At 62.5% G+C, this 11168-nt stretch carries 9 protein-coding genes; all 9 read right to left on the bottom strand.

The features are described from left to right. Positions 1 to 535 precede the first annotated feature (535 nt). Positions 536 to 1285 carry an HIRAN domain-containing protein gene (locus ACFPZL_RS06355; protein WP_382331116.1) on the bottom strand — a complete coding sequence of 250 codons (750 nt, stop codon included), beginning with the start codon at positions 1283 to 1285 and terminating at the stop codon, positions 536 to 538. Positions 1286 to 1328: 43 nt separating this feature from the next. Continuing rightward, a complete protein-coding gene (locus tag ACFPZL_RS06350; protein WP_218116201.1) occupies positions 1329 to 2264 on the bottom strand; it encodes a HipA domain-containing protein in 936 nt (311 codons plus the stop codon). A gap of 88 nt (positions 2265 to 2352) precedes the next feature. Next, positions 2353 to 3366: a RelA/SpoT domain-containing protein gene (locus ACFPZL_RS06345; protein ID WP_218116200.1), complete on the bottom strand. Its 1014-nt coding sequence runs from the start codon at positions 3364 to 3366 to the stop codon at positions 2353 to 2355. A 217-nt stretch (positions 3367 to 3583) separates the two neighbouring features. Next, positions 3584 to 7015, bottom strand: coding sequence for a MobF family relaxase (gene mobF / locus ACFPZL_RS06340; RefSeq protein WP_218116207.1), 3432 nt, complete (start codon positions 7013 to 7015; stop codon positions 3584 to 3586). A gap of 630 nt (positions 7016 to 7645) precedes the next feature. Then, on the bottom strand, positions 7646 to 7942 hold the full coding sequence (locus tag ACFPZL_RS06335; protein ID WP_218116199.1) for a TFIIB-type zinc ribbon-containing protein: 297 nt from the start codon (positions 7940 to 7942) through the stop codon (positions 7646 to 7648). 84 nt (positions 7943 to 8026) lie between these two features. Beyond that, entirely contained in the window at positions 8027 to 8641 is a 615-nt protein-coding gene (locus ACFPZL_RS06330; RefSeq protein WP_218116198.1) for a vitamin K epoxide reductase family protein, read from the bottom strand. A gap of 100 nt (positions 8642 to 8741) precedes the next feature. Then, positions 8742 to 9122, bottom strand: coding sequence for a cupredoxin domain-containing protein (locus ACFPZL_RS06325; RefSeq protein ID WP_218116197.1), 381 nt, complete (start codon positions 9120 to 9122; stop codon positions 8742 to 8744). Between the two features lie 28 nt (positions 9123 to 9150). Continuing rightward, the gene (locus tag ACFPZL_RS06320) at positions 9151 to 9609 is read right to left on the bottom strand and encodes a hypothetical protein (RefSeq protein ID WP_218116196.1); all 459 of its coding nucleotides are present in this window, start codon (positions 9607 to 9609) and stop codon (positions 9151 to 9153) included. Next, on the bottom strand, positions 9596 to 11168 hold a 1573-nt coding region (locus ACFPZL_RS06315), incomplete at its 5' end, for a multicopper oxidase family protein (RefSeq protein ID WP_382334904.1). The genes ACFPZL_RS06320 and ACFPZL_RS06315, both read right to left, overlap by 14 nt.

The raw sequence follows: 11168 nt of genomic DNA, 5'->3' as shown, positions 1-11168 counted from the left end.
GCTCTGGCTCCGAAGCGGCTGGGCAGGCAGAGGATGACACGCCCAACGCCATCCACACGTTTTGGCCGGTAACCCCCAACTCGGGCCGCCGTAATGGCCCAAATATGGCCCAAGGTCACCGCGGGCTCGGTCTCTAACCCCCGAAATGGATCCTGCGACTGCGCGCAGGATGACGATAGGAGCCGGGCAGAGTGGCGACTGAGCCCCTCAGAAACCCAGTCTGACCAGGGAAAAACAAGCGAACCCCCAAGAGTAGAAGCCTCTTGAGGGTTCAGTAGCGGTGTAATCTCCGCTACGTGGCTCCGACCGGCATCGATCCGGTGACCTTTCGATTTTCAGATTGATCAGGGGTTTTTCCACACCTTATATATAGGTGGATCGGCAGAAAAACGCGGTTCCCGTCGGTGAGTGTCAGTGAGTTTCAGTTGCTTCTCACGGGATTTATGGCACAAATATGGCACGATCCATCGGCATCTCAACATCAACCGAGCAGAGCCCTTAAAGTCTGCGTTTCCCTAACTCCAACGCACAACTGCTACTGGTCAGCTAACGACCAGTCGTCCGATGCGAACATCGGCCCGTCAGCCGAAGAGATAACCAAGTCCGCGAGCACGCGCAAATGCCAACCCATCTCCGGAGGGTTCACCCGCTTCACAAAGAGCTTTACCTGCCCTTGATCGATGAGAGTATCAACTTCCTCAGCAATCCATTCCGGCAGGTAACCAATTGGCCGACGTGAGGACTGAAGAGTGAGTCGGGCGACATTGCTAGTCGCATTGTCATGTTCACGAACGATCTCAAGCTCCTCCCCAGACAAAAGGCCCGACAGGAGTTCTTCAAGTTCCTCAGGTGTGTACTTGCCGTCCTCTTGCTCTAAGTAAGACACCTTTTTGGACATTAAGTGACGTGTGCCTGCAATGAGTAGCGGAAGCCTCAACTCATCTCCGTGCTGCCGCGGAACAGGAAAGAGTTGGACCGTGTCGCCCTTGGTCTTGCCTGTACTCTTAACCAGCAACTCCCACGGAGTCGCGTGGTCAATATCGAGATCCAACTTCGTCACATACTCTGCGAAGTCCGGACGCTTTGCAGACAGCACTCGCGACTCAAAGAAATCAAAGAGACGATCCGACCTATAGATCTTTTGCATGTTGTCGAACCCCGCAAAGGGCCTGAACCCCTGCGCATCGGAAGCCTTCCGTAGATAGGCGAAGGAAAACTGCCCTTCATCCTTCGCAAGGACCCCCACAGGATAGATCGCACGCAGTTCCGGGTTCTGCCACGTCACAATCAGCTGCTGAGCTGTGGATGCGGCTGGGAGTATGGATACGCTATCGAATACCATCTAGCACCCTCCTGACGTTCTCTGCGATGACTTCAATGGCGAACTTAGTCGATACCTCCGACATTCCCGCCACAGGAGGCAGGAGCCTCTCAAGCTCGTCTGCCGTTAGTTCTGATCGTACGTTGTCAATCCAGTGGCCCACCGTCGCATGATCGGCAAGTCGCGAAGCCTGAACGAAGTAGTCTACCAGGGTCAGTGTGTTACCCCCTACCGTCTTTGCGAAACGCATTGCTTTCCCTCGATCACACCAGGCGGAGAGGTCCTCACGGATCTCCAACAATTCCTGCTTCTTCGAGTCAAGTAACTGATAACCGAGCCCCGCACCATGGTCAAAAGTTGGAGCGAGTAGATCCCTCCGATCGCTTCCCGTCGGCGCTCGCATCACGCCCCAATTGGCTTCATGCCGATCAGTATTCGCGACCAACGCATCAAGCAGCAAGTACCCACAGAAGAGGGTGTACCCATCTGGCACAGTCTCGAACCCAGGCGGGGACTTCAGCCCGGTCAAACATGCTCGCAGGTTCTCGTAGCTATAGCCGGACGGCTGTCGTACCGGAGGATCATCTGTCCCTCGCACCACAGAAGGAATCAGCGAAGCATGGTGACTTCTGATCCACTTCCATCCCTCATCAAGTTCATATCCAGGCAGCCCGATATCGCGAGAGATACAACCTTCCTCGCCGTCCCGCACCGCAAGCGCGTACTCGGCGGCTGGAATACCGATAACATTTGCCACTCGGTACGCGGCCACCTCGGAAAGATCTGAAGTGGTGCGGTGCCCATTTTTATGGATCCGAACAGATTTAAAGAGCCACTTACTTCCATCGTTCGGGTCTTCAATCCAGTGTTTCTTGGAAGCACCGCCCGGCTCATCTAGGTAGTAGTAGTACCTGGAGACATCCCGTCGTTCCATCTGAGCCATCACATGAAATACTACTTCCTTCGGAACGCATCAAAGACAACTCATCACTGCATGTCAGGCAGAGGTGTCTCTGTACGATCTAGATTGCTCAGTCGCTTAGCACCTCGTCCAAAAGACCCCGGAACATCTCGGTATCGGCGAAGTAGTTTGGGTATGCCTTTTCAAGGCTTTCCATATCATCAGCGGAAACTAGAACAACATCCACAGATTGATCTTTCTCGGCCTCTGCATATGCAGCTTCAGCCTTCTCCAATGACAAGAAGCGGGTTATGCGGAGAGTATCGCCCTCAATCGCAAGAAGCGCGTAGGCGGCACCTGCCATATATCTTTCGCGGCCCGCATTAATGACCGCATAGACAGATAGTCGACTCTCCACAGAATGCTTCGACTCAAGCTCACGAATTCTCGCGATGCGTTCTTCTCGGTTTGGAATGGTTCCTGGCACCAAGGGGCTGTCCTCGAAAAGTGCGAACTCGCTAGACAGTTCCCTGAAGAACTCAAGAATCTCCGGATCTCCCATGTCAGACTTGAGCGGCTGTCGAGTTACATATCCCATCGTCTCCACGGCGGTTGCCCAGGCGTGTTGTATCTCCGTCCGAATCTGAGCTTCAACAGCCAATCCTGAGTGGTGAGGGTAATTGCTCGATTCAAACGCAAAGATCAAGTGAATACCCCGGTATCCATCTGTGTCAGGGGTCTCAATGTAATTAGTTTCACGGACGAGCGCATGCCGTTGCCGAGACGTTCTCAATCGTTTCGCAACCTCATTTACTTCCGAAACGCTGGACATAATCGCCCGAACGCCTCCGTAGTCCTGAATTCTGGCCGCGTTCATCTTTGGATAGCGTTCAAGCTTATGCAGCACCGACCTCATGCGCTTAAGCCGACGAGCAACAATACTTTTCTGATTGACCTTATGCGCCGCATTTCGGACATTCTGAGCAATCCAACGTAACGGAACCGCGTGAGCCGCGCGCCAATTATTCAAAACTTGGATCGCCTCTGCCTGCTCTGTGAACGAAGCAGTTCTATCGAGTGCCGTCAGCCCCGCTTTTTGAACACGTTTCTTCGAGTACTCCGGCTTAGTGCTCTTAAAGGCCATCCATTTAGTATCGCAGGCGACTCCGCTGGCCTGCTAACTAATGACCCGCCCGCTCCCCGACGAAACCTGTGCCTCCGCACGAGCATCTAACGCGCCTGGTGCTCCGCAACTGCTGTGGGCAGGTCAGTAACGGTCAAGTTTGGCGCCACTCTCTGAACGCCCATGCTGTCTATTCTCACAGCAGGGCACGCGACCACTCGGACCGTGCTCGGATCAGCTAGAACCCCAGGCTTGGACCGCCTCTTCTCGGCTCCGGCTGGGTGCTCGTGCGCTCGAGGTGCTCACGCAGTCGTCGCGCGCGCTCGGAGGCGCTCTGCTCGGCTGCTGCCTGCTTTGCTTCGATTAGTGTGGCGGCTTCCTCGGGCGGCAGGGCACCCAGTTCCTGAGCTTCGCGGCGAGCCTCCGTCGCCCGTGAGTGAGCGTCGCGGGCTTCGCGCTCGGGGCGGATGAACCGTACTCGTATCGGGTCACGGCGCACTCGGTCGGCTCCCAACTCTTGCGCGAGTAGCGCGATGCGTTCACGGTCATGCCGGTCTTTGAGTCCCGCGTGTTTCGCCTGTGCAGCAGCGAGGCCACGGGCGGCGTCGAGCACGCGCGGGTCGTCCTCAGCTCGACGCTCGGCGGCCGTCACCGCCCACTCACTAAGCGCATCGGCCTGGAGCGGGAGACTGCCCCAGGCGTCACGCGCCCGCTTGCGTGCCGTTCGGGTGTGCTCGGTCGCGGCATGGTGCTCTTGCCGTGCCTTGCGTCGCCCGAACCTGCCAACCGTTACGCGCCGATCTGATGCGGCGCTCTCGTTGGTATTTGCGGTGAGGTAGGTCACGCCGTCCTCGACCGCCTGCGGCACCAACTCCGCGACGACCTCGGCGCGGGCCTTGGCCGCGCGAATCTCGACGGCGCGGATCGTCTCGGTGCTTTGCACATCCTCCGCTCGATGCGTGGCACGCTGCTGGTCGAGCCGTTCCGCGATCTGCTCCCACATCACTGCTGTTCGTTCGCTGCGCTCGGCCTCGTGCACGAGACGGGCAACCTCGTCATTGACTAGCTTCACGGGGCCGTCGCTCACGAGGCCGCGCACCGCCTCTATTGCGCGCTCGGTCGCGTCGTTGAGGCCGTGGTCGGCGCGGTCGCGTTCCATAGCGGCGACGAACTGCGCCCTGGCCTCGGCATGGTTTTCAGCCACGACGTGCAGCAGGTTCTCGTTCCGGCCCCTGGTCATGCCGACGTAGACACTCGCGGCACTGGTCGATTCGGTGAGGAGCGTGTGCGACCCCTCGACGGTTGCGCCCTGCACGCCGTAGGAGGTTGCTACATACGACAAGTGGGCGTGTTCAGCCACATAGCCGGCGGGGAGGTGGACGGTACGCTGTCGCTTCCGACCGCTCGCAGCTTCGAGGACGCTCAGTGTGCCGTCATCTGCAACGTGCTGCACGATCCAGTGCTGCCGATTCGCCACGCCAAGTTCAGTGCGGTTCTTGCGGGTTTGGATGAGGTCGCCTGCGCCGATGGGGAGGCCATCGCTGCCGTACACGGTGCGGTGGTCGTCGACCTCGCCGCGTCTCACGCGCTCATCGCGGATACTCGAGTTCACGGCGCGCGCTTCCTCGTTCGAGGTGACGGTGACGGCATCGCCGTCTTGCCGCGCCTTGGCGATGTGGTCGCGTAGCTCGTCGCTGCTCGCGTGGATGCGCACCAGTCCAAGAGATGCGAGTCGGTCGAACACTTGACCGGGGTTCCTGCCGTCGCGCATCTGCAAGGTGAGGTCAGCGTATGCGGGGTCGGTGAAGCGGTGTACCTCGGCCATGTCGACCGTCCGGTCCCTGAGCTGCACCGCCATGTCGAGCACGCCACCCCGCCCGACGGCTGCGAGCTGCGCCCGATCTCCAACCAGCGCGACGGTCGCGCCCGCTTCGGTGCAGACCGTGAGCAGGGCTATGGCGGTGTCTTGGTCGAGCATCCCGGCCTCGTCCACGATCACCCGCTCACCCCGCACGAGCCGCGCGCTCTCGGACGGGCCACGATAAGCGCGGCCTGTCTCGGGGTCGGTGTCGCCCGGCGCGAGGCGCGACCACACACCGTCGTCGTTCCAGCGCCAGCCGTGGGCGTGAACGAGCGCGGCAACGCTCGCGGTCGGCACGCCGAGTTCTTCGTGCGCAACGAGCGCGGCGCGCAACGTCGGCGCAACCACCAGTGACGCCCGACCGTGTTGCGCCGCGGCCTCGATTGCAACACCCAGCATCGTGGTCTTACCCGCCCCGGCTGCGCCCTCCACGATCACGAGCGGATCGGCAGATGCGACGGCAGCGGCGGCCTGCTGTTGCCCGGCATCGAGGTCGCCCGCCTGCACATCCGGGTATCGCGGTTCGTGTTTCGGCACCAGCTCGGCGATGAGGTCGCGTAGCTCCGTTTCGGCCTGCACGACTCGCAGGCTGGTGAGGTGCGCGACATGCTCCGGGGTTGCAGCTCCGGGTGAGAGCACGGAGAAGCAGTCTTCAAGCGCAAGCCGCGTTGCAACGGTGATGAGGTCGCGCAACTCTTGGCCGGTTGCGCGCACCCCGGCCTCGGTGATGATGCGCGTCGCATGCTCCTGCACCGTGTGCCTCGTCCACGCGGATGCAGCGGCGGCGCAACGGTCGAGCGTGCGCGACGCGAGCTGCTGCACCGACAACTCATCAAGCGACACCGGCGCGCTCGGTTGAGGCCGGCGCAACGTCCCGGGGTCGTAGCCGGCGTCGCGCAGCTCGCTCAGCCACGCGGCTTCTTCCCGCAACGTCGTCGGCTTCTTCGCGGGCCGCTCATGCGCCCACGCCTGCGCGGTGAGCCTGGTGGACACGACCGGCCCCATCGACTCGCCGGGGTGCGCGGCTTCCCATTCGGCTTCGAGGCATTCGAGGTTCCGGCGCACCTGCTCTCCGCGCTTGCTCATCAGCACATTGAACGGCTGTAGCTCGACTACCTCGCCGGTAACCGGGTCGAGGGTAAGGCCGTGCCGATCCAGCACCTCCGCAAGCTCGGGGTGCGCGGCGATCACAGCGGTGCCCAGAGCGCGGATCGCGCCCTGCTGTCGGAAGATCGCGGCGGTATCGAGCGCACGCCACTTCCCAGCAGCCCATGCGCGAGTCCCGATCTGCATATGAATGTGCCGGTGCGGGTCACCCGCACGAGACGTGCGATGCGTAATCCCGACGACCTGCATGTGCTCCACCGGCACGACCTCCTGCGCGCCGCGCGGGCCGACCCGAGTCACGGAATGCTGCGCGAGCCACCGTCGAATCTCCACCAACGCGTCCTGCTGCGCACGATCCAGCGCCTCGGACACCTCGGGATGCAGTGCGGCGGCGATGGAGAGCGACTTAGGTCCGTTGATCGTCATTTCCGCGAACCTGGGCGATCCCAGGCGATCCTGCCCGGCGAGACGCGGCCGCCCCATCCGCTCGCCCGTATCGGGGTTGATCCAGTCCACCCAGCCCGCATACTCCTCGTTCGAGAGCGCCCGAACCGTCACCGTCTCGCCGCTCGCATCGAGCACGGCGTAGTTGATACCTGCCTCATCGCTCAGGTAGTAGTCATCAGCACGCGAACGGTCGGCCTCGACATAGCGCAGCGCATCGGCCCCGGTGCCCCGAAACAGGATCACGCCGCCATGCATGAGATTCACCGCCTCACTATAATCATGTTCTTGCAACTACACAATGTAGCATACGTTCATTCGGGAGAGAAGGGGTCATCAAGGCGCGGTGGGGATTCGGTGGGATGCGAGGGGATAGGAGGATTTGGGTTGGATGGGGTGGCTGTGGAGCGCGAGGTCGGTGTCTTTGCGAATGAGGACTGCTGTGGGTTTCGGTGACTACTTGACATCCAAACCCACAGCAGTCCCCTCCAGTAGACCAGCCACCTATCCCGCTCGCCCGCGTCGACCTGGCGGAGCAGTCACGACTGAGAGCCTTCGCAACCCAACCTTGGGCGGTGCCGAGGTCGGCTCCATCGATCTCGGCCGTCGTCACTGAGGGTTCTCGTCGCCTTTGCCCGAGATCTTGCCGTGCTGGACGGCGACAAGTTCGTAGAAGTCGGGTATCTGTATGGGTTTGCTAAACGGTTTCAGGAGTTCACGCTCACTGACCGTGCGACCACTCAGTAGTTCCTTCCCAAAGCAAACTGTTGTGAGCAGAGCGCCTTCTCGAGCCCAGAATTAGAAGGCGTCTGACTGCCTAGCTGGTCTGAATGAATCCCCCGCGGGGGGAGTTCACTAGCTCAACGTTCACCCAAACTGGCGCGCGCCTTAGCCTTCGAAGATGTCGCCGAGGAACTCGAAGGGGCTCTTCTTCTTGCGATAGCGGGGATCGCGCCGGCGGTCGTCGTAGCGCCGTTCGTCGCGGTCATCGTAGCGGGACTGCTCGCGGTGGGGTTCGGAGTACTGTTGGGCCGGTTCTGCGACGGGATCAGCCTGCATGCGCTCGAGGATCTTGTCGAGCTCGCCCCGGTCGAGCCAGATACCCCGGCACTGCGGGCAGTAGTCGACTTCGACGCTCTGTCGTTCGCTCATCAGCAGGGTGGTTCCGTCACTCGGGCAGTTCATGATGTCAGCGTATGACAGAGCGAGCGCCCTTGCCTGTGAAGATAACCACGGGCGGCTGGGAGTTCCGCCTACGACCATCAGGGATCAGAGCCGGAACTCCAAGAGCCAATCGACCGCGAGTTGTGCGACGACAGCCACGACGACGAAGTGGAGGAGGATCGCGACCCATGCCCAGGATGCAAATCCTTTGAGCCCACGGATGGCGGAGTCGCCTGGGAGGAGGTCGCCGTCGGCGCCGGCCTTTGCGAGGGTGATCCACCAGAGCGGGATCATGGCCGTCCAGACGACCATGCACCAGGGGCAGAGGGTGCCGAGAGAGTAGAAACTCTGGTACTGCAGCCAGGTGATGAAGACGATGCCTCCGAGGAGGCCGAGGCAATAGAGCCGCCAGAACCATCGGGCGAAGTGGGCCCCGGCGAGGATCGCGGCGCCAACGAGGATCGGGACGGTGAAGGCGGTGACGCCGATGATGGTATTGGAGAACCCGAAAAGGGAACCCTGCCAGGAGTCCATGTTCGGCCCGCAAGTGACGAGCTTCGAGATGTTGCAGTTGGGAGCGTGGGCGGGTTCCTGCAAAGTCTTGATGTACTCGGTGAGCAGCTCAAAAGAGGCGAACCAGCCGACGACGCCGGCCACGATCGAGAACCAGGCAAAGCCGATGCGTCGTCGACGTAGCGGTGTCTCAGCGCTTGTGGTCATGGTTCGAATCTACACAGGGGAGGCTGGACGGATGAGGACTGCTCGAGACGGATGCAGCGGTCGGGCAGAGGCGCTCTGCGTGCGGGATCCTGGGCACGGGTCAGTCAGCCGTTACATTGACGACGCCTTTCATCTCCGCGTGAATGGAACAGTCGTACTCGTAGCTGCCGGCCTGGTTGAAGACGTGGGTGAAGGTGCCCTGTCGCATGAGGTCGCTCACGAAGCTCGCGTCTTGGGCGACGACATCGTGCTCGTTTTGTCCCTCGAACACCCAGCGCACCGCTTCGCCCTCGATGACTTCAACCTCGGCCATGTCGTAGGCGTTGTCGTAGGCCCGTACCGTGACGGCGGGGGCGGCGTCATCGGCGGAGGGGGTGACCTCGGGTTTTGTGGCGGCGCAGGCGGCGAGGCTTCCGAGCAGGCCGACCGTCAGGACGGCTCCGAGGGCGTGCATGAGGATGCGGCGAGTGTCGGTTTCCATTGTGTGTCTCTTCTCTTGATCTCTGGGTTCAGTTCGGGCGAGCCTCGGCTGGGGTGCTGGCGGGCTCCTGTGCATCGGGCACGGCCCGGTAGCTGTAGTAGTAAGCCATGCCGACGCCGGCGACGATGAGGAGCAGGCCGAGCGGGATATGTATCGCGAGCGGCAGACCCAAATAGCCGATGAAGAACTGGGCAAGCTCGAGCAGCCAGACGGCGATCGAACCCGTGAACGCGCCCTGGGGCCAGCGAGCAAGTCGCCAGGCAAGGAGGGTGACCACGATCTGCAGAAATCCGATAGCGGGCAGGGCCATGCCGATGTTCAGATGCCAGGCCTGCGCGCCGGCGCTACGGCCGTCGAGCATCGTGCCAGCGATGAAGGGTTGGACGACGAGCAGCGCGGCGTGCACGATGAGCACCCAGCGCACGATCGCCCGGAGCAGCTGCTGGTGCCCGCTCGGTCGTGCGGCGGTGTCGTTAGTGGGCGCCATGCTTGCCTCCTGCGGTGTTGGCCGCGCGCACGGCGGGGGTACTGATCGCGGTGGGCGGTTCCTGGGTGTCGTCGATCACGACGAACTGCCCCATCATGCCCATGTCGTGATGCATGAGCCAGTGGCAGTGGAACATATAGGGCCATTCGGGGTCGCTGCTGCGACCGAACTCGACATCGATCACGACGGGGCGTCCCGGGGGCACGTAGACCGTGTCTTTCCAGCCGCGTTCGAAGTCACGTGGGGGTTCTCCGCCGACGCTGACGATCATGAAGCGCGCGTTGTGGATATGGAGGTTGTGGGGCAGGTGGTGCTGATTGTCGACGACCCAGCGTTCGCGCGCGCCGAGGGTGACGACCTGGTCGACGCGGCTCATCTCCATTGTGGCACCGTTGATCCGGTTGTTGGTGAGCACCATCGAACGGGTCACGTCTGGTGTCTCGAATGGCGGCGGGAGGGCGGCGGCGAGCATGCTGAGCTCGGCGACCGCGAGGGCGGGGCCGTCGAAGCTGGCTGCGGCGCGCAGTTCGAGCACGTCGAAGCGGTCGTCGGCGCCGGCGGCGCGGGAAGTGCTCTGCAGGAGCCCGAGCGAATGGGGCACCGATTGCAGCATGGCGGTCTGCCCGGGTTCGAGTTCGATGAGGACTTCAGCCCGCTCCCCGGGGGTGAGGGTGACGCTGTTGATCGGCGCAGGGCCGGGCAGCAGTCCCGCCTCCGTACCGATAAGCGTCATCGACGCCCCTTGAACAACGAAGTGGTAGGTACGCGCCGAGGAACCGTTCAGGAGACGCAGGCGGGTGAGCTGACGGGTGACCTCAAATGTCGGGGAGAGCGCGCCGTTGACGAGGAGAGTGTCCCCGAGCAACCCGAAGGCGGTGCGCTCGCGCTCGGCGAAAGAGCCGTCCGCGTTGAAGCTGCGGTCGGTGACGAGGACGGGTACGTCGTCGACGCCGTAGTCGACCGGGAGCCCGCTCCACTCGCTGAGCTCGTCTTGAAGGATGAACAGACCCATCAGGCCGCGACCCACCTGCGCTTCGGTGGTGCCGTGGGTGTGCGGGTGGTACCAGCAGGTCGCGGCAGGTTGCTCCACCTCCCACTCGGCGACCCATTCCTCACCGGGGGCGATGGGCTGGTGCGGGCCGCCGTCGTATTGCGCCGGGAGCTTCATCCCATGCCAGTGCACGGTGGTCGTCTCGGGGAGCTCGTTGCGCACGACGATGCGTACCCGGTCGCCCTCAGCGGCGCGCAGCGTGGGGCCCGCGAAGGCGCCGTTGTAGCCCCAGCTCGGGGTCGGCCCGCCCGGATGGATGCGGCTCTCCCCCGTCTGCGCGGTGAGGGAGAAGATGCGGGTGCCGTCATGGGCAACCTCGGGTTCGGCGAGCGGCGGGATCGGCAGCGGGCTGCGGGTGCCGCCCCCGCTCGGTGCAAGGATCGGCTTGGGTAGCGGTGTCCACCCGCTCAGCGTGACGACGGTGCCGGCGATGAGACCGCCGGCTGCCACCGCGAGTACCCCGCGACGGGTGAGGCCCGGGCGTGCGGCGCCGGGCTGCTCGCCGGGC

The sequence above is a fragment of the Leucobacter soli genome (assembly GCF_042659205.1).
Classification (GTDB): Bacteria; Actinomycetota; Actinomycetes; order Actinomycetales; family Microbacteriaceae; genus Leucobacter; species Leucobacter soli.
The sequence above is the reverse complement of the archived record's forward strand: the minus strand, read 5'-3'. Positions and strand labels throughout refer to the sequence as shown.

What these genes read in the sequence shown, in the direction of transcription:
- ACFPZL_RS06350 (WP_218116201.1), bottom strand. Translation starts at nt 2,264, where the DNA reads ATGGCTCAGATGGAACGACGGGATGTCTCCAGGTACTACTACTACCTA.
- ACFPZL_RS06345 (WP_218116200.1), bottom strand. Translation starts at nt 3,366, where the DNA reads ATGGCCTTTAAGAGCACTAAGCCGGAGTACTCGAAGAAACGTGTTCAA.
- mobF (WP_218116207.1), bottom strand. Translation starts at nt 7,015, where the DNA reads ATGCATGGCGGCGTGATCCTGTTTCGGGGCACCGGGGCCGATGCGCTG.
- ACFPZL_RS06335 (WP_218116199.1), bottom strand. Translation starts at nt 7,942, where the DNA reads ATGAACTGCCCGAGTGACGGAACCACCCTGCTGATGAGCGAACGACAG.
- ACFPZL_RS06330 (WP_218116198.1), bottom strand. Translation starts at nt 8,641, where the DNA reads ATGACCACAAGCGCTGAGACACCGCTACGTCGACGACGCATCGGCTTT.
- ACFPZL_RS06325 (WP_218116197.1), bottom strand. Translation starts at nt 9,122, where the DNA reads ATGGAAACCGACACTCGCCGCATCCTCATGCACGCCCTCGGAGCCGTC.
- ACFPZL_RS06320 (WP_218116196.1), bottom strand. Translation starts at nt 9,609, where the DNA reads ATGGCGCCCACTAACGACACCGCCGCACGACCGAGCGGGCACCAGCAG.